This is a genomic window from Deltaproteobacteria bacterium, from assembly GCA_016709225.1.
In the GTDB taxonomy this organism is placed as follows: domain Bacteria; phylum Myxococcota_A; class Polyangia; order Nannocystales; family Nannocystaceae; genus Xiheibacterium; species Xiheibacterium phototrophicum.
This window is the reverse complement of record JADJEE010000001.1, coordinates 2,538,482-2,560,853: the sequence shown is the minus strand read 5'-3', so window position 1 is coordinate 2,560,853 and position 22,372 is coordinate 2,538,482. Positions and strand designations below refer to the sequence as shown.

At 72.5% G+C, this 22,372-nt stretch carries 22 protein-coding genes; 8 read left to right on the top strand and 14 right to left on the bottom strand.

Annotated elements, in window-relative coordinates; genetic code table 11:
- Positions 1-14 precede the first annotated feature (14 nt).
- Positions 15-1,040 carry a hypothetical protein gene (locus tag IPH07_10385; protein ID MBK6917796.1) on the bottom strand — a complete coding sequence of 342 codons (1,026 nt, stop codon included), beginning with the start codon at positions 1,038-1,040 and terminating at the stop codon, positions 15-17.
- Between the two features lie 185 nt (positions 1,041-1,225).
- Between IPH07_10385 and IPH07_10380 the strand changes: the two genes are divergently transcribed.
- Together IPH07_10380 and IPH07_10375 are read left to right on the top strand one after the other, a co-directional pair.
- Complete coding sequence (locus IPH07_10380) at positions 1,226-1,966, top strand: hypothetical protein (GenBank protein ID MBK6917795.1); 741 nt, start codon at positions 1,226-1,228, stop codon at positions 1,964-1,966.
- Between the two features lie 195 nt (positions 1,967-2,161).
- Positions 2,162-3,070: a hypothetical protein gene (locus IPH07_10375; GenBank protein ID MBK6917794.1), complete on the top strand. Its 909-nt coding sequence runs from the start codon at positions 2,162-2,164 to the stop codon at positions 3,068-3,070.
- On the opposite strand, the gene IPH07_10370 is transcribed toward IPH07_10375, so the two are convergent.
- The 4 genes from IPH07_10370 to IPH07_10355 all read right to left on the bottom strand — a co-directional run bounded on the left by IPH07_10370 (position 3,054) and on the right by IPH07_10355 (position 9,377).
- Complete coding sequence (locus IPH07_10370; protein MBK6917793.1) at positions 3,054-6,149, bottom strand: efflux RND transporter permease subunit; 3,096 nt, start codon at positions 6,147-6,149, stop codon at positions 3,054-3,056. The two genes, IPH07_10375 and IPH07_10370, sit on opposite strands and share 17 nt — an antisense overlap.
- Positions 6,146-7,315, bottom strand: a complete 1,170-nt coding sequence (locus tag IPH07_10365) for an efflux RND transporter periplasmic adaptor subunit (protein ID MBK6917792.1) — start codon at positions 7,313-7,315, stop codon at positions 6,146-6,148. The genes IPH07_10370 and IPH07_10365 overlap by 4 nt, the downstream gene beginning before the upstream one ends.
- An 85-nt stretch (positions 7,316-7,400) precedes the next feature.
- Positions 7,401-8,426, bottom strand: coding sequence for a hypothetical protein (locus IPH07_10360; GenBank protein MBK6917791.1), 1,026 nt, complete (start codon positions 8,424-8,426; stop codon positions 7,401-7,403).
- Positions 8,427-8,525: 99 nt separating this feature from the next.
- Positions 8,526-9,377 (bottom strand): hypothetical protein, encoded by an 852-nt coding sequence (locus tag IPH07_10355; GenBank protein ID MBK6917790.1) that lies wholly within the window; start codon positions 9,375-9,377, stop codon positions 8,526-8,528.
- Positions 9,378-9,464: 87 nt separating this feature from the next.
- Between IPH07_10355 and IPH07_10350 the strand changes: the two genes are divergently transcribed.
- From IPH07_10350 to IPH07_10340, 3 genes are all read left to right on the top strand, one after another.
- A complete protein-coding gene (locus tag IPH07_10350; protein MBK6917789.1) occupies positions 9,465-9,974 on the top strand; it encodes a hypothetical protein in 510 nt (169 codons plus the stop codon).
- Positions 9,975-9,983: 9 nt separating this feature from the next.
- Entirely contained in the window at positions 9,984-10,886 is a 903-nt protein-coding gene (locus tag IPH07_10345) for a hypothetical protein (protein MBK6917788.1), read from the top strand.
- Between the two features lie 75 nt (positions 10,887-10,961).
- A complete protein-coding gene (locus IPH07_10340; GenBank protein ID MBK6917787.1) occupies positions 10,962-11,894 on the top strand; it encodes a serine/threonine protein kinase in 933 nt (310 codons plus the stop codon).
- Positions 11,895-11,921: 27 nt separating this feature from the next.
- On the opposite strand, the gene IPH07_10335 is transcribed toward IPH07_10340, so the two are convergent.
- Positions 11,922-12,134, bottom strand: coding sequence for a hypothetical protein (locus tag IPH07_10335; GenBank protein MBK6917786.1), 213 nt, complete (start codon positions 12,132-12,134; stop codon positions 11,922-11,924).
- A gap of 269 nt (positions 12,135-12,403) precedes the next feature.
- On the opposite strand from IPH07_10335, the gene IPH07_10330 reads away from it, so the two are divergent.
- Positions 12,404-13,537 carry a hypothetical protein gene (locus IPH07_10330; protein MBK6917785.1) on the top strand — a complete coding sequence of 378 codons (1,134 nt, stop codon included), beginning with the start codon at positions 12,404-12,406 and terminating at the stop codon, positions 13,535-13,537.
- A 24-nt stretch (positions 13,538-13,561) separates the two neighbouring features.
- Here the strand turns inward: IPH07_10330 and IPH07_10325 are convergent, their stop codons facing one another.
- Positions 13,562-14,020 (bottom strand): hypothetical protein, encoded by a 459-nt coding sequence (locus tag IPH07_10325; GenBank protein MBK6917784.1) that lies wholly within the window; start codon positions 14,018-14,020, stop codon positions 13,562-13,564.
- Positions 14,021-14,191: 171 nt separating this feature from the next.
- On the opposite strand from IPH07_10325, the gene IPH07_10320 reads away from it, so the two are divergent.
- Complete coding sequence (locus tag IPH07_10320) at positions 14,192-14,845, top strand: hypothetical protein (GenBank protein ID MBK6917783.1); 654 nt, start codon at positions 14,192-14,194, stop codon at positions 14,843-14,845.
- 18 nt (positions 14,846-14,863) lie between these two features.
- On the opposite strand, the gene IPH07_10315 is transcribed toward IPH07_10320, so the two are convergent.
- The 5 genes from IPH07_10315 to IPH07_10295 are packed head-to-tail and all read right to left on the bottom strand — an operon-like array spanning position 14,864 to position 18,948.
- Positions 14,864-16,318 (bottom strand): histidine kinase, encoded by a 1,455-nt coding sequence (locus IPH07_10315; protein ID MBK6917782.1) that lies wholly within the window; start codon positions 16,316-16,318, stop codon positions 14,864-14,866.
- Complete coding sequence (locus IPH07_10310; GenBank protein ID MBK6917781.1) at positions 16,315-16,998, bottom strand: response regulator transcription factor; 684 nt, start codon at positions 16,996-16,998, stop codon at positions 16,315-16,317. Before IPH07_10310 ends, IPH07_10315 begins: the two co-directional genes overlap by 4 nt.
- The gene (locus IPH07_10305; GenBank protein ID MBK6917780.1) at positions 16,995-17,588 is read right to left on the bottom strand and encodes a hypothetical protein; all 594 of its coding nucleotides are present in this window, start codon (positions 17,586-17,588) and stop codon (positions 16,995-16,997) included. Before IPH07_10305 ends, IPH07_10310 begins: the two co-directional genes overlap by 4 nt.
- Positions 17,585-18,334 (bottom strand): hypothetical protein, encoded by a 750-nt coding sequence (locus IPH07_10300; protein ID MBK6917779.1) that lies wholly within the window; start codon positions 18,332-18,334, stop codon positions 17,585-17,587. Before IPH07_10300 ends, IPH07_10305 begins: the two co-directional genes overlap by 4 nt.
- Positions 18,331-18,948: a hypothetical protein gene (locus IPH07_10295; GenBank protein ID MBK6917778.1), complete on the bottom strand. Its 618-nt coding sequence runs from the start codon at positions 18,946-18,948 to the stop codon at positions 18,331-18,333. Before IPH07_10295 ends, IPH07_10300 begins: the two co-directional genes overlap by 4 nt.
- A 173-nt stretch (positions 18,949-19,121) precedes the next feature.
- On the opposite strand from IPH07_10295, the gene IPH07_10290 reads away from it, so the two are divergent.
- Complete coding sequence (locus IPH07_10290; GenBank protein MBK6917777.1) at positions 19,122-19,952, top strand: hypothetical protein; 831 nt, start codon at positions 19,122-19,124, stop codon at positions 19,950-19,952.
- A gap of 54 nt (positions 19,953-20,006) precedes the next feature.
- Here IPH07_10290 and IPH07_10285 read toward each other — a convergent pair whose 3' ends face one another.
- Together IPH07_10285 and IPH07_10280 are read right to left on the bottom strand one after the other, a co-directional pair.
- The gene (locus IPH07_10285) at positions 20,007-21,515 is read right to left on the bottom strand and encodes a hypothetical protein (GenBank protein MBK6917776.1); all 1,509 of its coding nucleotides are present in this window, start codon (positions 21,513-21,515) and stop codon (positions 20,007-20,009) included.
- A 192-nt stretch (positions 21,516-21,707) separates the two neighbouring features.
- Positions 21,708-22,340, bottom strand: a complete 633-nt coding sequence (locus IPH07_10280; GenBank protein ID MBK6917775.1) for a hypothetical protein — start codon at positions 22,338-22,340, stop codon at positions 21,708-21,710.
- Positions 22,341-22,372: the final 32 nt, after the last annotated feature.

Genomic DNA, 22,372 nt, shown 5'->3' with positions numbered 1-22,372 from the left:
CGGCGTGGCGGGCATCAGAACCGCACCGTCGCGGCCACGCCGACCATGCGGCGCGAGATCGCCGGCGCCCACGCGATCGCGCGCTCGCGCGGCCGATGCCGCAGGAGCGCGATGCCCGAGGCGAGCAGCATCGGTGCCACCGCCATGGTCATCAGGCCGGCCCGCGCCACGCGGATGTGCGCCAGCGTCCGATCGACCCTCGCGAGCACCGAGGGATCGTCGATCGTGTCGGTCGACGTGAAGGTCCTGCCGAGCTGCATGCTCTGGCGCGCGCCCCAGCCGAACACCCCGGCACCGACCGCGAGCGCGGCCACGCCCAACGCGAGGCCGGTGCCGCCGAGCGCGACCGCGACCCGCTCGGGCCGTCGCACGCGGGTGTCGTCGCTGGCCAGGCCGGCGGCGAGCGAGCGCCCGCCGAGCGCACCGAAGGCCGCGCCACCTGCCGCGAAGCCCACGGTCGCGAACGCCCGACCCCAGCGCACCCCGATGTCGGCGCCGTCGGGGACGCGGCAGGTGCTCGCGTCGCGCTCGTCGCCGCAGTCGGGCAGCAGGGTCATGCGCGCGGTGATGATCGCCGCGGCGGCGCTCGCGAAGCCGAGCCCGACCAGCACGCCGGTGTGGCGGCGATTCACCGTCGGCACGCGATCGGGGAACGGATCCTCGACGCCGCGCGCCCGCATCACGTCGATCGGCTCGGGTAGCGCGGTCGCCTGCGGTCGCACGTCGCGACCGAGCTGGGCTGCGATCGCGTCGGCGCCGAGCGGCACGGACGTGGACCCTGCGTCGGGCTCGGGCGCAGCGTAGGGCGCGGATGTGGCGTCGGGCGCCGTCGCGGCGTCCGGCGCAGGCGCGGCGACGGTCTCGCGCGTCGGCGCGGTCGCGGTCGACGCTGCGAGCGGCTGCGTCGGCGCGGGGCCGCTCGGATGCACGCCGGCGTGGGCGCGCGTGGCGACCGAGCCGTGCGCGATCACGAGGGCACCGACGAACCACACGCGAGGGGCGAAGCGGCGCGCGGTGGGCCTCGAAGTGGATGCTGGCATGGGCGACGACCTCCGTTGCGGCCGCGGCGCGTCGAACTCGGCGCGCGAGCGATCGCTCGTGGTGCTCCACGGTCGTGGTGCCCCTGGAGTTCTTGCGAAAGTCTCGCGCGCGCAGCGACGCGATCGAGGTCCCGGATCACGCGCCCCAGCTTGCGCGACCGGGTGGTGGCGAGGGATAAGGGAGCGTGACCCTGCGACGTTGCCTCGTTGCGCTCTCGTCGTGTTGGCTCGGCCTCGCCTGCGAGTTCGACAGCAGCGGCGGCGGAGCCGGTGGGGTCGGCACCGGTGACAGTGGCGACGTCGGCACGACCACCGCGACGGGCGGCACCACCGGATCGCCGAGCACCTCTGCGGGCACGGCGACCGGCACGAGTGCGACCGGCACCACCGCGCCGACCACATCCACCGGGCCCGGCGAGGGCTCGACCGGCGAGCCCGCGAGCACCACCGGCGACGTCGTCGACGGCAGCAGCGGCGCGCCCGAGGGCAGCAGCTCGAGCGGCGCCCCCGAGGTCACGTGCAACGGCGCCGCAATTCCGCTGCTGCCCGACGCCGACGGCCCCTTCATGGAGATCAGCGTCGAACAGGTCGCATTCCTCGACAGCGGCACCAACGTGACGTTCGTCGGCCCCGGCGAGAGCACCACCTTGGGCTTCGACTTCCAGCTCGCGAGCTGCGAGTGCCAGGGCTGCATCGCGCAGGGGATGATGGGGATCATCGACGGCCCGTGGCGCGCGTGCTTCTACGACGGCTTGCCCGCGTGCAACACCGCGATGGGCTCCGCGCAGATGAACGTGACGGCGCCGTCGACCCCGGGCTTCTACGAGATCGCCTACTGGCGCACGTGGGAGTACGGTTGTGAGGACGACGCCGGCGACCCCGCGCCCGAGCAGGCGGTCGCGGGGATCTGCGTGCTCGCGCCCTGAGGCAAGCGCGCCGGCGCACGCTGCGGCCCGCGCATGAACGCGCCGCGTTGGTGGATGCGCTGCGCTCGCCACCGCCGATGACCTGCGGACGTGGGCGCGCCAACCTCTGTGGCGGCAGGTGAAGCCGCGGAACGTCTCGACGTCACGCCCTCGTGGCTTGCGCTCGCGCCCGGGCCAAGGCTATCAAGCCGACCCATGTCGTCCCGCCTTCGCTTCCAGGTCCTCGTCGCGCTCAGCTGTTCGTTCGCCTGCCTCGATCCCGGCAGCGACGAAGACACCACGAGCCTCTCGGCCACCACCGCGAGCAGCAACGACTCGACCGGCGCCGGCGACAGCAACACGGCTGGTTCGATGAGCAGCACCGCCGGCACCTCGGCGACCACCGGCGAGCCCGGCCCCGAGGACAGCGACGCGTCGTGCAGCGATCAGATCGACAACGACGACGACGGTCACGTCGACTGTGACGACTTCGACTGCTCGATGAACGACGCGGTCACCGTCTGTGGCGGCGCCACCGGGGGCGGCGGCGAGGACACCGAGGCCACCTGCATGGACGGCGTCGACAACGATGGCGACAACTACATCGACTGCGACGACTTCGACTGCGACAACACCGTCGCCTGCGGTGGCATGGGCACCGGTGGTGGTCCCGACGAGAACACCAACGAGCTGTGCAGCGACATGATGGACAACGATGGCAACGGCCACACCGACTGCGAGGACTTCTCGTGCTCGATGGGCGAGGGCATCACCATCTGCGACGGCCCCGAGGAGGACGACGCGACCTGTGCCGACGGCTGGGACAACGATGACAACGGCTACATCGACTGCGAGGACTTCAACTGCTCGATGAACCCGGCGGTGACCGTGTGCGCGGCCGTCGAGGACACCGACGAGGAGTGCTCGGACATGATCGACAACGACGAGAACGGCTTCGCCGACTGCATGGACTTCAGCTGCACGATGAGCCCCGACGTGACCGTGTGCGGCGAGGAGAACAGCGACGCGCTGTGCATGGACGGCATGGACAACGACATGGACAACTTCGTCGACTGCGACGACTTCGACTGCTCGAACAACCCGATGGTCACGGTCTGTCCGTGAGCGAATCGGCGCTGGCGCCCGCGTCCACGATGGCCGCCGGGCGCCGCGGCCGCGAGAACAGCGAGTACATCGCGGGCACCACGTAGAGCGTCAAGAAGGTGCCCACCGCCATGCCGCCGATGACGGCGATGCCGAGCGATTGGCGGCTGCCGGTCGAGGCCCCCAGCGTGAGCGCGATGGGGGCCACGCCGAGCACGGTCGACAGCGCCGTCATCAACACCGGGCGGAAGCGAGCTGCGGCGGCCTCGCGCACCGCGAGCTCCGGCGCGAGCCCGCGAGCCTTGTGGTGGTTGGCGAACTCCACGATGAGGATGCCGTTCTTGGTGACCAGGCCGACCAGCATGATGAGGCCGATCTGGCTGAACACGTTGATCGACCCGCCCGAGACCGCCAGCGCCCCGAGCCCGCCGACCAGCGACAGCGGCACCGTCATCATCACGATCAGCGGATCGATGAAGCTGTCGAACTGTGCCGCGAGCACCAGGTAGGCCAGCAGCACCGCGAGCCCGAAGGTGAACAGCAGGCTGCTGGCGCTGTCCGAAAAGTCGCGCGCCTCGCCGACCAGTGCGGTGCGGAAGCCGCTCGGCAGCAGCTCGGCGGTGACCTCGTCGAGCGCGTGGATGCCGTCGCCGAGGGTGTAGCCGGGCGCGAGCCCGGCCGAGAGCGTCGCCGACACCGAGCGGTCGAAGCGGTAGACCGCCGACGGCGCGATGCCCTCGGCGCGGCGGGTCACCGCCGACAGCGGCACCAGCTCGCCCGAGGCGGTGCGCACGTGGAGGTCGTCGACGTCGCTGGGCTCGTCGGCGGCGCTGCGATCGAGCTCGCTGATGACGTCGTACTGGCGGCCGCGCTGCAGGAAGTAGCCGATGCGGCGCTCGCCGAACGCCAGCTGCAGCGCGTCGGCGACGTCGCGCACCGCGACGCCGAGGTCGGCCGCGCGGGCGCGATCGACCTCGATGCGCAGCTCGGGCCGCGCGAGCTTGAGATCGGCGTCGACGAAGCGCAGCTCGGGGCGCGCCGCCGCGCGCTCCAGCACCTGCGGCAACACCTCGAGCAGCTCCTCGGGGGTCGGGGCCTGCAGCGCGTACTGCAGCTGGAGGCCGGAGAAGCGCGCGCCGATGGTCGGCGGCTGCGACGGCAAGACGCGGAGCTCGTCGGCGTCGCCGCCGATGCGCGCGACGTCGGCGAAGATCTCGGCCTGGCTGCGGCTGCGCTCCTCGGGCTCGACCAGGTAGATGTTCTGCAGGCCGACGTTGGCGGCCGCGCCCTGCCGGCCGACGATGCTGAAGGTGCGACGGATCTCCGGCACTTGGTCGACCAACGTGGTCGCGAGGCGGTCGAGCGCGGCCGCGTTGTAGGCGAAGTTGGCGCCCTCGGGGGCGAGCGTCGTCACGCGGATGTTCGAGCGGTCCTCGAGCGGAGCGAGCTCCTGCGGCAGTGCCTGCCACAGCGCGATGGTGGCGGCGCCGAAGACCACCAGCAGCGTCGGCGCCACCACCCGCACGCGCAAGAAGCCCGCCAGGGTCCACGCGTAGCTGCGGGTCGCCATCGACAGCAACGGCTCCATCACGCGGTGGAGCAGGCCCGGGCGCGCGTCGGCGCGGGGGCTGCGGAGCAGGCGATGGCACATCATCGGCGACAGCGACAGCGCCACGAAGGCGCTGATGACCACCGCCGCCGCCACCACGATGCCGAACTCGCGCAGCAGCCGTCCGGTGAGGCCGCCGACGAACACGATCGGCACGAACACTGCGACCAGCGCGACGGTGGTCGCGAGCACGGCGAAGTAGACCTCGCGGGCGCCCTCGAGCGCCGCCTGCTCGGGTGCCGCGCCGCGCTCGATGCGGCTGTAGACGTTCTCGAGCACGACGATCGCATCGTCGCAGACCACGCCGATCGCCAGCACCAGCGCCACCAGCGAGAGGATGTTGATCGTGAAGCCGAGCGCGTACATCACGAAGAACGTCGGCACGATGCTGATCGGGATCGCCAGCACCGGGATCAGCGTCGCCCGCCAGTCACGCAGGAACAACAGGATCACCAGCGCGACCAGGCCGAACGCGGTCAGCAGGGTCTCTTGCACCTCGCGCACCGACTTGCGCACGTAGGTCGTGAAGTCGTAGCCGATGTCGACCTCGATGCCCGGCGGCACCGCCTCGCGGATGGTGTCGAGTCGCTGGTAGAGCTCGTCGGCGATCGCGATGGCGTTGCTGTTGGGCTGCGGCACGATCGCGACGCCCACCATCGGCGTGCCGAGCTCGCGCAGGCCGGTGCGCGGGTTCTGGGCGCCGAGCTCGGCGCGCCCGATGTCGCCCAGCACGATCTGCCGCCCGTTCTGCTCGCGCAGCACCAGCCGCCCGAATTCCTCGGGCGTCGACAGCAGCTGCGCGGCACGCAGGCCCAGCTCGGTCTGGGTGCCCTCGGTGCGTCCGGCCGGTAGGTCGACGCTCTCGCGCGCGAAGGCGTCGCGGATGTCGGCGGGTACGACCCCATGGCCGGCCATCGCGACTGGGTCGAGGCGCAGGCGCATCGCCCATCGCTGCTCGCCGAAGATCCGCACGCTGGCCACGCCGGGGATGGTCTGCACGCGCTCGCGCACCAGCGTGTCGGCGACCTCGTTGATCGCGAGGATCGACGCGCTCTCGCTCGACAGCGTGATGAAGATGATCGGCGAGGCGTCGGCATCGGCCTTCTCGACCACCGGTGGGTCGACGTCGGGCGGGAGGTTGCGCCGTGCGAGCCCGACCTTGTCGCGCACGTCGTTGGCGCCCTCGGCGATGTCGTAGTCGAGCTCGAACTCCACGCGGATGTCGCTGATGCCGTCGCGCGAGGAGCTCGAGATGGTGCGGATGCCAGCCACACCGCCCAAGGCCTGCTCGATGGGCTCGGTGATGGTGGTGTCGACGGTCTGGGCCGCGGCGCCGGCGTAGGTCGTGCGCACCGTGACGACGGGTGGATCGACCGCCGGGTACTCGCGCACGCCCAGCAGCGCCAGCGCGACCGCGCCGAACACCAGCAGCGCGATCGCGGTGACGACCGCGAGCACCGGCCGGCGCACGCCGAGCTCGGACAGCGTCACGGCGCCGCGGCTCCCGGCGTCGCCGACGGCGGGGCCGCGTGCGCCGTCGCGGCCGGGGCCGGCGAGGTCCACGGCGTCGCGGTGACGGCCATGTTCTCGCGCACACGCAGCAGGTTGGTGACGATGACGCGGTCGCCCGCAGCCACGCCCGTCAGCACCTCGACACGGTCGGGGGTGCGGTGACCGAGCTCGACCTCGATCGCCTTGGCGACGCCGTCGCGCTCGACGAACACCTGGTGGCCGCGTTCCGACGGCAGCACCGCGATCGAGGGCACGAACCGCGTCGTGGTCGGCGCGGCGGTGAGGGTGACGGTCGCGAACTGCCCTGGGCGCAGCTCGCCGGGCTCGTCGATCACCCCACGCACGATCACGCTGCGGGTCTGGCTCTCGAGCTGGGGCTCGACGACGGTGACGCGACCAACGACGGCGGCGCCGATGCCCGCGACCGTGATCGACAGCGGCGCGCCCGGGGTGACCGCGTCGGCGAAGCGCTCGGGCACGCGAAAGTCGAGCTTGAGACGACGGGTGTCGTAGAGCGAAGCCAGCGGTACCGCCGGCCCGACCCACGCGCCCTCGCTGACGTGCCGGATGCCCAGCGTGCCCGCGAACGGCGCGCGGATGCGGGTCTTCGACAGCATCACCTCGAGCTCCACCAGCTGCGCCTGGGCGTCGTCGAGGTTGGTGCGCGACTGATCGAGGCTCTCGATCGCCGCGATGCCGGTCGCGACCAGCTCGTCGTCGCGCGCCACCGTGCGCTTGGCCAGGCCCCGCTGTGCTCGCAGGCGCGCGCGGCGGGCCAGCAGGTCGTCGTCGTCGAGCTCGAAGAGCACGTCGTTCTTCTCGACGACCGCGCCCTCCTCGACGTGGATCTTCACCAGCTTGCGGGTCAGCTCGCTGACCAGCTCCACCGACTCGTTGGGCACCAGCGTGCCGGGCACCACCAGGGTCGGCGCCCACGGTTCGTCGGACACGATCGCGACCCGCACCGCGAGCGCGTCACGGCTGGCCGGCGTCGCAGCGCCCCGGGCCGCGGGCGTGGGCTGCTCGGCGGCGTCGCGGCTGCGCCACCACCATGCCGCCGCGCCGAGGCTGGCGAGCGCCATCGCCAGCGCGAGCCAGCGCGCCGGACGAGCCTGCGGCGCAGGACTGTGGGAGCCGTCGGCCACCTCGGGCCTAGCCTGGCGCATGGACGCGGGTTTGCCAAAGGGGCGGCGACGGTTTTCGGCGCGAGCACGGCCCGCGCACGGCCCGCTATGGCAGGCACCCCGTGCGCGTGCGACTCACCACCAGGTCGTCCACGTACGATGCGCTCGGATCGGCGGGTGCGTTCCCCCACCAGGTGTCGAGGTGAATCAGGTTCCACCCCAGGGTCGGCGCGCCCTGCAGGAAATCGAGATCGGCCGCGGCGGCATCGGGGGCGCCGTCGACGAAGCTCTCGGCGACGCCCTCGCCCTGCTGCGACAACATCGCGTGCAGCTCGACGCAGTGCCACGTGCCGGACTGCGCGGCGGCGAACAGCGGCGCGTCGCCGCGCACCGACGCGAACGGAGCCATCGCGGACCAGCCGCGGTTGAAGTCGGCGCACAGCACCGAGCCGTCGTCGTCGGTGCAACGCTTGGGTCGCAGGTCCATCACGTCCTGATCGTCGAGCCCGTAGAGCTCGACCGCCGCGAGCCCGTGCCACTGCTCGTCCATCGCGGCGATCTGCACGATGTGATTGGGCGCGCCGCCGGGCCAGTGGTCGTCGGTGCGCATGCGCAGGCTCAGCCACACTTCGACGAAGCGCTCCTCGATCGCCGGCGCGACCGCGTGTGCGGGCCCTTGGCCGAAGCGCAACCACGCGGCGCCGGAGTAGGTGTCGGGGCCGTGCTCGATGCGCAGCGCGTGGCCGCCCTCGTCGAGCGACGCCACCGACAGCGCGCCGGCGTCGTCGTCGAACGACGAGAACGCGGCGGCCGGGTCGGCGCCCTCGAAGTCCTCGCAGAAGACCCAGTCGGCCGGCAGCGGCGACGGGCAACCATCGACCGCGCCGGTGTCGCCCGAGCTGGTGTCGCCGGGGGGTGGATCGACGTCGGTGGTGGCGTCGCTGGCCCCGGTCTCGACCTCGCCCGTGCCGCCCGCGCCCGACGACGTCGATGCGGTCGTGCCGCTGGCGCCGGACAGGCCCTGCGTGCTGCCAGCGTCGTCGCTGCCGTCGGCGTCGGCGAGCCCCGATCCGCTGGAGTCGAACTCGCAGGCCAACAGTCCCGCGAGTGCGCATGCGCGAACCTCTTCCATCGGCCACCGCATTGTCGACGACGATAGCATGGGCGATGTGCGTCGGCGCGGACGTCACCGCCGGGCGATCGTCGATCGTCGGCGTCTGGTGCGATCGCATCAGCGATCGCGCAGGCGTGCGAGTGCGGCCTCGAGCGTGGCCAGGCGCGTGGTCGCGGCCGCGAGCTCGCGCTCGCGATCCTGCTGTACCTGCGATCGCTGCGTGAACGTCGTTTCGGCCTGCTCGAGCTCCGCCTGGGCCCGCGCCACGCGAACCCGCGCGGCATCGCGCGAGGCGAGGGCGTCGCGGGCCTCGTCGATCGCACGATCACGGGCATGCGCGCAGGCGAGTGCGGCCGCGGCCGCGTCGTCGCGTGCGGAGGTGGCCTCGCGCACGCGGGCGTCGAGGTCGAGCTCGATGTTGGCGGCCGCGGCCGCGACGGCCTCGTCGGGCGCCGTCATCGACGGCCCGACCGGCATCGCGCCCCACGCGTCGAAGCCGGGTGGATCGAGATCCTCGGCCAGGCAGCCGGGCCCGGGGGCCGGCCACCGGCCGAGCGCCGCGAGGGCCTCCAACGTCGTGGTGACGCGGCGACGCACCGCCACCGAGACGCCGTGACCGGCGGCCTGCATCGCTGCGATGGCCACTTCGAGCGCTGCGTTCACGCGTTGGCGATGGGCCGCACCCGCACGCTGCTGCAGCGCCGGCTCGGCGCCCGCCACCACCGCGCTGCGCAGGTGGGCGGCCGACTCGAACAGCGCATCGATGCGTTCCGGCTCGCGCCAATGCACCTGCCCGACCGCCCACGCGGTCGCGCCGGGCTTGGGCAGGCCCTTGATGGCCTGTGCGAGCGCGGCGTCGCCGGCCTGCTTCGCGGCCTGCACCGCGCGGCCGCGGGCGGCGGTGAAGTCGGCGATGGCTCCGCGGTACAGCGGCGCGGCGGCCTCGAACAGCTGCGCAGGTGCGGTCAACCGGCAAAGATCCTACACTCTCGCGTCGTCGCCGTTTCGCCTGTAGGCGCCACGGCCGCCCCACGTTCTCGCCCTCGGCGCGCCGACATGCAGATCCGAACCTTCATCGTGCTGGGCACGCTCATCCTCGGGGGCACCGCCGCCTGGTGGGTCATCCAGGACCCCGGCACCGGCGAGGTGCTCGACGAGCTCCCGACCGACGCCGAGGGCATGCCGCTCGACGAGCGCGCGGTCCGGGCCCGCCACGATGCCGAGCTGCGCGCGCAGGCCCGCAACACCAACCTCGCGGCCCGCGATGCCGCGCCGCAGCCGGTCGTCGATCCGTTCGGCGACGGCCGCATCGACCGCAGCAGCGCCGAGTCGGGCTTCGACTTCAAGATGACCGAGCTCGAGACCCTCGCCCGCGAGCGCACGCGCATCGACCGGCCGACCTGGGACGAGCACTATCGCCAGGCCAACGACGCCTTCGCGGCGCTGTCGTCGACGCTCGACGCCAACGAGCCCGGCGATCGCGAGGCGCTCGAGCAAGCCCACCAGCGGCTGCAGGAGGCGCTGCGGCGGGTTCGCGTGCGCGGCCGGAAGTTCTCCGACATATAGTCCTTCACGGTGTCCTCCCGCCTCCGCTCGCCACTGCTCCGAGTGCTGCTGTCCGCCGTGGCGGTCGCGGCGTGCGACCACGAACGCAAGGACGAGCTCTTGCTCGACATCGGCGTGCGCGAGAACTCGGTCGAGCGTCTGCCCGACGCGCACGTGCCGATCCCTCGCGGCGACCTCGCGACCATCGGCGAGGTGGGCCAGTGGTTGTTCCTCGCCACCCGCGGGCTCGCGCTCGCGCACGCACAGGTGGTCGAGCGCATGGGCGAGGTCGATCGCGATCTCGTGTTGCCGCTGGTCGACATCGATCCCGCCGGCACCAGCGGCCAGGTGGTGTTCATTCGCTGGCCGGACGCTCGCGGCCGCGCGGTGCCGCCGACGCTCGACGAGGCCCAGCGCTGGGTGTTGGTGTCGCTCGCGTTCGGGCCCGATCGCGTGCTCGACGTCGAGCTGCTCGAGGGCGGCGTCTTGCCCGGGACGGTCGAGCGCCGCCGCGTGCAGGCGCAGCTGGTCGCCGCCAAGACCCTGCAGGAGCGGGCCGGCGGTGCCGCGTTCTACACCGTCGATCGATTCCAGACCGAGCCGACCGGCCTCAAGCGCAAGCCGCAGCGCCTCGCGACGGTCATCCACGCCATCGCGCAGGGCGACCAGGGCCCCGACTTCGAGCTCGCGATCGACGAGCCGCGCAAGGGCAAGCAGCGCCGCGACGAGCCGCCTCTGGTCGTGCGCGAGCTCGCCATCCATGCGCGCGGGGCCCTCGCGGTCGACCCCGTGGTCACCACGCTGCCCGACCCGCACCCCATCACCGTCATGCGGGCCATGCAGGCCGCACGGGCGCTGCACGTCCGCGCGGCGTCGGGGGACTACGAGATCGCAGCCGACGGCACCGTGACGCGTACGGGCGCGTCGCCGTAGCCGCGGGCCGCGTCCGCCGGCGGCCGCCCATCGATGGCAAACCCGCACGCGTCCTGATAGCGTGGCAATCACGCGATGAGCGACGCAGCCACGGAGCCCGAGCGCGACGCCACCGATCTCGCGGCTGGCACGCTCATCACGTTCTCGAAGCGGTTCCAGATCGTGGGGCCGCTGGGCGAGGGCGGCATGGGCAAGGTCTTCAAGGCCTTCGACCCGCTGATGAACCGCTACGTGGCACTCAAGGTCATGAAGGCCGACGTGCCCGAGACCGAGCAGCGGCGCTTCCGGCTCGAGGCCCGCTTGGGCGGCAGCTTCACCCACAACAACCTCGTGCGGGTGCTCGACGTCGGCACCACCCGCGAGCACGGGCTGTTCTGGTTCGCGATGGAGTTCCTCGAGGGCCGCGACATCAGCGACGCCGTCACGGGCGGCCGCACGGTGCCGATGCACGTGCTGTGCGAGATCTTCCGGCAGGTGCTCGACGCGCTGCGCTACGTCCACCTGCGCGGCGTCGTGCACCGCGACATCAAGCCCGCGAACATCTTCGTGTGCCGCGACGCCTTCGACCCCGAGCTGCGCACGGTGAAGCTGCTGGACTTCGGCGTGGCGCGGGATCTCGGCGACGCGCGCCCCGAAGACCCCACCCTGGTGCTCGGTGATCCGCGCTACATGGCACCCGAGCAGACCCGGCCCGCGCAGCCGATCGACGCGCGCGCCGATCTGTACGCCCTGGGCATGACCTTCTACGAAGCCGTCACCGGCCGGCACCCGTTCGAGGACGCCTTCGACGAGCACCCGCGCGAGCTGTTCCGCTGCCACCGCGAGCGACGTCCCGCGCCGCCCAGCACGTACCTGCCCGCGGAGACCAGCGCGGAGCTGGCCGAGGCAATCGACGGCTTCTTCGACGCAGCGTGCGGCAAGCTTCCCGACGAGCGCTTCGCCGATGCCCGCGTCATGCGTCGGGCGATGGGCGAGCTGATGCGCTTCGACAATCGTCGCGCCAGCTGAGCCGGGACCCACGCGACGGTCGAGGGATCAGCCCGCGACGCGCTGCTCGAGGCTGCGACGGAACCGCTCGACGTCGTCCCATGTCGCGCGTCGCATGTCGTCCATGCGCTTGAGCTCTTCTGCCGGGACCTTCGCCCGGCGCTGCTCCAACAGCTTCATCGTCAGCGACAGGTACTCGTCGAAGAGCTCCTTGAGGCGCTCGGCGACGTGCTCGTCCGGCATCGCGGTCGTGAACGACATGACAGCGACCAGCATGCCTGCGATCACGGCCGCGTGCACGCCCTCGGTGCTGCTCCTTGGGGCGGTGAATTGCCGCGGTCGCCGGCCGGAAGGTCGCGGCGCGGGCTGGCCGATGGCGCACGGGTGGGCTGCGACGGTCGCGACGGCCCTCGGTTGCAGCGCGGTGTCACCCCGTGGTGTGCGGCAACGCGCCCGGGGCCGAGCGCGCCGTCGGGCGGTGCGCGCGATCCATCTGGACACCCCGCGGCGTAACGCGGTAACTGCAGCCGATGTCCCTACGCCGCCCGGTTCTCGTCCTTCGCGCGCTGTCCTCGGTCCTGCTCGTGACCACCGTCGCCTGCAACGACGACGGCGGTGGCGACGGGGGCTCCGGCAGCGGCAGCAGCGACGGCACCGACGGCTCCGCGAGCGCGAGCACGCAGGGCACCAATGGCACCACCACGGCGAGCACGACCGCGAGCACCGCGTCGACCACCAACGCGACCACGGCCTCGACGACCAGCTCGCCCACCACCGACACCGATCCCACCGGCGAGAGCGCCGACTCGACCGGCGGGATGGTGGTGCCGAGCAGCGGCTGTGGCCTCGCCATCGATGCCTTCGCCCATCTCACGCGCATCGACCAGAGCAGCTACGTGTTCTCCGGCTCGGCCGCGGGTCGCGAGTACCAGGTCGACGTGCATCCCGGGGTCTTCGATGCCGCCGGCAACGACACCCCGCAGCCGCTGTTCTTCGGCATCCACGGCTGCTACGAGAACATCGACAACTCGCGCAACAACCTCTTCCGCTTCCTCGCGCTGGGCGGTGGCGATCCCGGTCATCCCTTCATCGCCGTGTATCCCAAGAGCGAGGGCGACTGCTGGAGTAACAACCCCAACTCCAGCGACCACGCGTATCTCGAAGAGATCTACGCGCAGGTCTACGAGGACCTCTGCATCGACACCCAGGCGGTGTTCTTTGCCGGGCAGAGCTCGGGCGCGTTCGAGGCGACCTCGCTGCCGATCTGGAACATCTACGGCGACCTGCCGGGCCGCACCCACGCGGTTGCCATCAACGCCGGCGGGCTGCCCTACCGCGCGCCGCTGCCCAGCGCCGACACCGTCGATCCGGTGCACTTCTTCGGCATCCACAGCGTGATCGATCCGATCGTGCCGATCAGCAACGGTCGCGGCGCCCGCGACTACTACCTGCAGGTCAACGGCTGCAGCACCACCACCGGTCCGCTCGATCCACCGGCGGGCTGCGGTGAGAACGGCGGCCAGGGCCAGTTCGACTGCAACTGCGTCGCCTACGACGACTGCGATGGCGAGCCGGTGCTGTGGTGCGAGCACAACTGGGACGTGCACTACATCCCCGACTGGGGCCCGCAGGCGATCCTCGACTTCTTCTTCGACGTGTACTGACGTCGCGGTCCCGTCGCGTCGCGGTCAAGTCGCGAGGCTGCACGCGCAGGTGCACAGCGGCACGTCGGAGCCGGGCGTGCCGTCGGTGCAGTCGAGCCAGCCGACCGGCCGTGGGCCGCCGCAGGCGGTGGTCGACAGTGCGGTGCCGTCTTGCAGCAGCGACACGTAGGGATCCTCGGCGGGCTCGCACCCTGGCGTCTGTCCGCAACCGGACGCGTCGAACTCGACCTCGAAGCAACCCGTCTGCGAGTCGAGCAGGCTGCACAGGTCGCCCTCGCGCGCGACGTGCAACACCGTCAGCCAGCCGCAGCCGCGATCCGCGGCGGCCTCGCACGCGCCTTGCTCGGCGAGCGACTCGCAGCTGCCGTCACCGGTGTCGTCCGCGGCGACGGTGCTGCTGCCGGTGTCGTCGCCGGGCGCGTCGCCGGGGCGACAGGCGAGCGCGGCGACGAGGATCACGGGGGCGAGGGCGCGTGCTGCCACACTGCGGAGAGTAGCAGGCCCCATCGGGCACTCCGCCAACCGCGTTGCGCCCGAACGGCCACGCACCGGCCGTGCACCGAAGAGGATTGGCGCCGCGCGGCCTTCTGGCGTAGAGTGCTCAAGACCACCGCGAGGCACGCGGTGGCGTTGGATTGGAGTGACAACATGAAGATGGTAGTGAAAACCCGATGGTGGATGATTGCGGCGGTATTGTGCGGCGCGTGCGGTGAGCCTGCGGGCGATGACGACGGCTCGAGTTCTGCGACGAATCCGTCGACGGCCTCGGCCAGCAGCACGGATTCGAACCCCGAGACCAGCTCGAGTGGCGACCCGACCACGGGCGAGGTCCCGACCACCGGCGAAGAGCCGACCGGTGGCGCGTCTGCGTGCGCGGAGGCGACGAGCCGCGAGGCCTGCGCGGCGACATTTGGCTTCGACGGCTTCGCGTGCCAGTGGCTCGACATGTACAGCTTCGAGGTCGTCGATGCGGCGTGCGCGTTCACGCCGGTCGAGGGCGGTGGCGCCTGCGTCGACAATCCCCTCGGCGACACCGATTGCGGCTCCGAGGACGCGTGCGGCAGCAACGGCACCGTCTACTTTCGCATGGCCGACGATGGCACCACCGAGGTCCTGCGCAGCGGCAGCACCTGCACCCACGCCGACCCCGCGGGCGCGTGGATGACCTGCGCGCCCGGCGATGGCGGCGTCGACACCGACGCCACCACCGGCGGCAGCGACAGCAGCGGCGGCGGCGGAGCCTCCAGCACGGGTGGCGCGAGCGAGCCCGACCTCTGCACGTGCGCGTGCGACGAGCTCATGCCGTGAGGCCTGCGCTGCCCCGCGTCACGGCGTGTCGGCGCGGGGCAGCGAGATCGTGAACGCGGTGCGGCCCGGACGGCTGTCGACCGCGATCTCACCGCCGTGGGCGCGCACGATCGCGGCCACCAGCGCGAGCCCGAGCCCGGTACCGCCGGCGCGGGCGGTGGTGAAGAAGCGCTCGAACACGCGGGGGAGGTCGGCGGGATCGATGCCGCGACCGTCGTCGACCACCGCAATGCGGATGTGGCGGTCGTCGGCGCCGAGCTCGATGGCGATCGCGACCGTGTCGCCGCCGTGGCGCAGCGCGTTGTCGATGAGGTTGTCGAGCGCGCTCTCGAGCTGCCGCGCGCTGCCGACGATGCGGGCCCGCTGGGCCTCGTCGCTGCGGGCGTCGTGCAGTGCAACGGCGTCGCTCCGGCGGGCAACGACCCCGTGCAGCAGCGCCGCGGGATCGATGGCCGCAGGATCGCCGAGTCGCTCGGCCCGCGCCAGCGCGAGCAGGCCGTCGACCAGCGTGGCCAGTCGGGTCAGCTCGGCGTCGGCGTTGGCGAAGAAGCGCTCGCGCTGCGCCGCGGGCATCTCGGGATCGTCGTGCAGCAGCTCGAGCGTGCCGCGCAGGGTCGCGATCGGGGTGCGGAACTCGTGCGCGACGTTGCCGGCGAACTCGTCGATGTAGTCGAGCCGCGCCTGCAGCTGGCCGTGCATGCCTCGCACGGCGTCGGCCAGCGCACCGACCTCGCGCACGTGCGACTCGCCGAGTGGGCCCAGGCCGCCGGCATCACGCGCGCCGGCAGCGATGCGTCGCGCGGCCTCGGAGAGGTTGGCCAGCGAGCGGCTGCCGAGCCAGCCGCTGGTCCACGCCAACGCGACGGTGAGCGCGGCCGCGACGGCGAGCGCGACCAGCAGGCGCGGGCCCATCTGCGCGAACGCCTGCAGCTCCTCTCGCGGCGTGCGGCTCATGACCACGGCCCCGACGACGCGCCCGCCCTGCTGGATCGGCACCGCCACGAACGAACGCACCGACGCGAAGCGGCTGGGTCCGTCGAGCGCCGCAGGATTGCGGCTGCGAACCCGCGAGCGCTCGCGCTCCACCAGGCCGAGCTCGCCGGCGAGCGCACGCTCGACCTCGGGGTCGTCGGCGAGGCTGTGACCGGTGGTGCCGCCGGTGCTCGCCAGCACCACGCCGGTGGCATCGACGATCTGCGTGGCGCACAGCGTCCGGGTGCGCGCGGTCGCGAGGTCGTCGCGCAGACCCACGGCGACCTCGCGCATTGCGTCGCCTTGCACGCCCCCGTGTTGGGCGAGCCCGGCCTCGACCCGCAGCGCCCACAGGTGCCCCTGCGCGATCAGGTGCTCGCGGGTCTGTCGACGCAGATCGTGGTCGAGTGCGCCGCTGCCGACCAGCGCCAGCCACGGCAGGCAGAACACCGCGACGTACGAGAGCAGCAGCCACGCGCGCAGCGACAGCCGCAGCGTCATGGGGGCGGCCCCAGGCGGAAACCCACGCCGTGCACGGTCTCGAATGGATCGAGATCGAACGGCTTGAGCTTGGCCCGCACGCGGCGGATGTGCGAGTCGATGGTGCGCTCGCTGACCGCCCGCGCGTCGGGGTAGGCGGCCTCGGCGAGCTCCTCGCGGGTGATGGCGCGCCGCGGTCGTGCCAGCAACGCGCCCAGCAGACGCAGCTCGGTGGCGGTGAGCGTGAGCTCGACCTCACCGACGAACACGCGGTGCTCGTCCAACCGCACCTGCAGCGGGCCCCACTGCAGCATCGCTGGGGTCGCGACCGGTCGCGTGCGACGCAGCAGCGCCTTGACGCGACTGACCAGCTCGCGCGGCGAGAACGGCTTGGTCACGTAGTCGTCGCCGCCCAGATCGAGCCCGAGCACGCGATCGATCTCGTCGTCGCGGGCCGACAGGAACAGCACCGGCACCTCGCTGTGCTTGCGCAGCTCACGGCACAGCGAGAAGCCGTCGAGCTTCGGCATCGCGACGTCGAGCACCAGCAGGTCGGGCTCGTCCTGCTCGAACAGGCGCTTGGCGGCCTCGCCGTCGCTGGCCTCGACGACGACGAAGCCCTCGCGAGAGAGCGCGTAGCGCACGACCTCGCGCAGGTGGTCGTCGTCGTCGACCAGGAGGATCCGGGGGCTCGTGCTCATGCGTGGAGTTCCATCGCGGCGAGCTCGTCGATCGCCGCCAGGCGAGCGCGGAGGTCCCTCAGACGCTCCCGAATGGGCACGCTGTTCCCCGCCAACGAGCGCAGTCCGATCTGTAGCCGCAGCTGCACCATGCCGTCGAGCACCGCCTCGATCTCGGCCGTGGTGGTCTCGCGGGCGCGCTGCAGCTGCGCGAGGCCCTCGGCGACCGCGGGGGTTGCGGGGCCGTGGGCACCGATCTGCCGCACGAGGCGATCGACCATCGCGAGGCGCTCGTCGGCGCGCTCGAGCTCGGCCACCAGGCGGTCGAGATCGGCGGGAAGGTCGAGTTCGACCGCGGCGGGATCGGCCATCGCGTCGCGCAGGCTGTCGACCGCGGCTTCGATGCGCGCCACCAGCGGGCCGCGTCCCGCACTGCGTGGCGGTGGCTGCCGCAGCAGCGGCAGCAGCAGCGGCCAGCATGCCAGCGCGCCGAGGGCGACGGTGGGGCTGTGTCGGCGCCGCGACAGCAGCCACGCGATGACGAAACCGATCGCGAGGTAGCCGGCGCCCAGCGAGAGCGAGATCACCTCGATGCGTGCGAGCAGCATCATGGTGCGGCCTCCTGCTCCTTGCCCTTGCGCCACCGGGGGGCGTCGGCCTCCCAGCCGCGATAGTCACCCTTGCTCGAGCGCCAGGTCGTCTGCACGCTCGAGAACACGTCGGCCTCGAGCGGGCGCAGGAACGTGATCTCGGCCCGCGGGCGCACCAGGAACGGCCGTAGTACCCAGCCGCCCTGGGCGAGCACGACCGCCGCGACCGCGAGCGCACCGGTGTGGGCGAGGATCCGCAGCGCGCCGCCGGTCGGCAGCAAGCTCGCGGTGGTGACGAGGCCGATGACGCCGGCGATCGCGAGCGCGCCGCACATGGCGAGCACGGCGGCGTGGTAGTCGATGCGTAGCGAGAACAGCAGCCACAGCGCCGGCCCCATCGCGGCCAGCAGCAGGCTCGCGCGGGCGCAGCCGACCAGCGCGGCGAACACCAGTCGCTCGTGCCGCAAGGCGACGCCCGCGACGCGGTAGAGCGCGTGCACGGTCGGCAGCGCCACCAAGAGCGGCAGCAGCAGCACCAGCGGCAGCTTGAGCGCGGCCCACAGGTGCTGCAGCCCGCCGCGGTAGGAGCCGACCACGAGGCCGAACAGGCCCGCGGCGACGACGATGACCGCGAGCAGGGCCGGGACCAGGCGCGCGAGCGCACCCGAGGCGTCGTCGCGGCCGCGCAGCAGCGCCGCGGGCTCGCGCAGCACCGCCACGGTCAGCTGCAGCGCGGGGATCGGGGGGGCGAGGGTGGTGGTGTTCATGGCGACACCGCCTGCTGCACGTAGCCCGCGACCGACAGCATCAGCCGCGCGCCGATCGCCAGCGCCAGCGTGGCCCAGCCGATCACCAGGAAGCCGAACCGCGAGCGGGTCGGTGCGCTCGATTGCTCGGCGGCGTGCAGGTGGACCAGCGCGACGGCGGCCATCACGATCGCCGGCACCGCGACCACGCCGGCCATCGCCAGCGCCCACAGGCCCGAGGTCGCCGCGAAGAACAGCGCGATCGGGACCAGGCCCAGCGCCACGCGACCGCCGGCGACCAGGGCCCGCGCGAGCGCGGCGACCAGCCGCTCCGGCCGTGCGTGCAGGCCGAGGAACTGATGCACCGCCAGCAGGGCCGGGGCGGTCAGCACCATCGCGCCCAGGGCCGGCCCCATCAGCATCGCAGTCGCTCGCGCGGCGACGTCGAGCTCACCCGAGCCGAGCGCAGCGGCGGCCCCGGCCGCGGCCATCGCCGCCGCTGCGCCGATCACTTGACCGACCGGCGGCGTCTCGACGTCGACGCTGCCGTCGCGCGAGGCCGCCGGTTCGAGCGGGGGTGGATCGACGCGCCACGGCGTCGCAGGCAGGGTGGTGGAGGCGTCGGTGCCGAGCATGCGGCTTGGTTCGTAGCAAGCCCATGCGGTAGGTCTCGACGCCGCGCGTGGGCGCGGGGTCGCCGAGTTCGTGCAGATCCCGTGCAGGGCGCTTGGGGGCGCGCCTTCGGCCGGGCCTGCAACGTTCTCGCGGTGCAGGGAATCGAAACCACCGCGCGCCGCACTCGTCGGCCATGCCCGCCCCCTCGCGCGCGTTCCTGTTCCTCCTGGTCGGGGTCATGCCGGTCGTGCCGGCGTGTCCGTCGAAGTCCGACGTGCCCGCCGGCGGGGACTGCACGACCGCGTGCGACAGCGGTGACGAGACGAGCAGTGGCAGCGGCGCTGCCGACGACGACGGCGAGGTCGACACCGGCCCGACGACCGCGGGCACGGGTCCGACGACCGTCACGGGCGATCCGACCGGCGCGGATGCGTCGACGAGCGGTGGTTCCACCGGCGACGACACCGCGGGTAGCAGCACCGGCGAGTCGGCCGACGAAGCCTATCGTCCCTGCATGGACGACGCCGACTGCGGCGGCGGACTGTGCTTCCACGGCTTCTGCACCGTGGAGTGCTGGTCGGCGCAAGCGGGTGAGACGCCGTGCCCGGCTGCGCCCGAGGGCAGCGGCATCGTGGTGAGCTGTGACCGCATCGGTGTCATCGGGGCCAGTCACTCGTGCGAGATCTCGACCGAGGCACCGAAGTACTGCATCCCGACCTGCACCGAGCGCTCGTCGTGCCCGGAGCACGGCTCGTGCGTCACCGACCTCTGTTCGGTCGAGTCCTTCTGTGGACTCGCGCCCTACGAACTCGACGATGCCAGCTGCAGCGACGGGGTCGACAACGACGGCGATGGCTATGTGGATTGCGGGGACTTCGATTGCTCGATGAGCGAGCAGGTGACCCTGTGCGGCGACGAGAACGACGACGCGGCGTGCAGCAACGGCGGCGACGACGACGGTGATGGATACATCGACTGCGACGACTTCGACTGCTCGCTGAATCCGGTCGTCACGGTGTGCTGAGCGATCTCGAGGGCGCGCGCGCGCACGCCCCGTCGGTGTGGCACGGCGACGGCGTCACTCGATGTCGGTCGGTACATTGCCGAGCACCGCGGCGGGCAGCCCCGTGTAGAGCCCGCCATCGAGGCGCACGCCGCCGCCCAGTCGTACGGCGGTGTTGCCCTCGATGGTCGCGGCACCCGAGGCGCGCAGGGTGCCGCCGGCGATCACCGCCCCGCCGCCGTCCTGGGCGGCGTAGTTGTCGAGCAGCTTGGCCGATCCGCCGAGCTCCACCGTGCCGCTGCTGAACACGCCGCCACCCGAGATGGCCGCGTTGTCGACCACGCGGGTGTCGCCGGCGAGCTCGAAGTAGGCCCCGTCGTCGAGCGCCACGCCGCCGCCGCGCGCGGCTCGATTGCCGTGGATGACGTCCTGCAGCGGCGCGGTGGGGTTGGAGCTGATCACGAGGCGTGCGTGTTCGAGGAACACCGCGCCGCCATCACCGTCGCTGACGTTGGCGGTCAATGAGGCGTTCCACAGCGTGTTGTCGCCGACGAAGGCGGTCGCGCGCAGGTACATGCCGCCGCCGGCGTCGACGGCATAGTTGCCCGAGATCGCGGTGCCGCCGCGCATGACGAAGCGTGCGTTGTGGCCGAACACGCCGCCGCCGCGGTGTGCCCCCTCGTTGCCGCGCACGGCGGTGCCGACCAGCGTCACCTCGCCGTACGAGCTGAAGATGCCGCCGCCGTCCACCGCGAAGGAGTTGTCCACCTGGCAGTCGGTCAGCCACAGCTGTCCGTCGCTGTAGATCGCGCCGCCCTCGAGGGCGCTGCCACCGATGAACCCCACCCGCTCGGCGCGCAGCCGCCCCGAGCTCCGCAGCAGGCCGCCGCCATCGACGTGGCCGCCGTCGGCGAGCACGACATCATCCATCGTCGCGTCGGTGCCGGGCGCGAATGTCAGGAGGCGGTCACCGCCGTCGCTGCGCAGCACGGGGCGCGTCGGCAGGCCGTGGATGTGGATGTCGTCGACGATCTCGATGTGTCCGATCACCTCCGCCTCGGTGTCGATGGCGAACGCCTGGGGGTCGAAACATACCGATCCGCCCGCGCGCACGCGCGCGACGGCGTCGCGCAGCGATCCGGGCACCGCATCGGCGTGCTCGGTCACGACCTCGTCGCAGAACAACATGCGGTGCGGTCGCGCGGATGGCTGCAGCTGCCCCACGAGCTGGGCCAGCTTCGTGCCCTCGGCGAGCTCGATGCGCGAGACGTGGAGCTTGCCCAGGTCGGTGTACAGCACCTGCACGGGCTCGGCCTCGCCGAGCAGCTCGCCGCTCTCCGGATCGCGCGCGACGAGGGTGTCGTCGGGGTTGGGCGACTGCAGGAACACCACGTGCGACCGCTCCGGATCGAGCTCGCGAAGGTCGAGCGTCTGCGCCCATGCGCCGTCGAGCTCGCTCGCGTCGATGTCGATCGCATGCGGCGCGAGATCCAGCCGTGGACCGAAGTCCGCCCCACGCATCGCCAGCGCCTCGGGGGTCGCGGTCTCGCTGTCGCACGCGGCGAGGCCGAGGACGGACAGCATCAGGAGTGTCGAGGTCGCAGTGGTCAACGTGCGTGGCTTCATCGCCTCGCACGCCGGTGCAGCGGCCGTGCCACGGAACTTCGTCGGGCCCTGCCGACGCTCCCGCACGCGCGCGCGTCGATGTCCCCGGGGACAGCCGTGTGCGTGGCTCCGGTGTCGCCGCGTCGCTTCGCCGCGGGCCGGCGCCCGCGATCACGCCACCGCGGTGCCGCGCTGCGCGGCACGTCGCTCGCGACGCTCGCGACGACGCTCGGCGCGGCGCCAGCGTCGGTGCTCGCGTCGCGAGACGCCGTAGTGGCCCACGTCCTCCGGCGGCACGCCGCCGTGGACCTCGTGCCCCTGCTCGGTCTCGGGCATCGGCAGCGGGCACGACGCTGGATCGCCGGTGTCGGCGGACGTCGTCGGCTCACCCGGCGTGGTCGCGGCCTCGGTCGCTTCGGTGGTGGTGGGCGTTGCGTCGCCGCGGGTCTCGGGGGTCTCGGGCGAGGGCGCGGTCGTCTCGGTGGGCGGCGGGGCAGCCGAGGCGGGCGCTGCGGCCAACGCGATCACGGCCCCGGCGGCGAGCGTCGCAACCCAGCCGGCGGCGGCGGCCGGCTGCGGATCGCGGAAGCGGAGCGCGCCGCGAGCATCGACGGTGTAGCGCAGGCACGGCTTGGGACGGCCGACCAGCCGATGCAGGAACGCCTCGGCCTGCGCGCGCGTGAGCGCGGAGAGATCGTAGACCGGCGCGTCGCAGCGATCGCAGTGCAGCACCGGGCCGTCGCCACGCAGGCGCGACGCTTCGGAGCAGGGGTGGGCCAGCGGCAGCGATCGACGGTGCAGCATCGCGGGATCACCGTAGCAAGTACCCGCTGGAG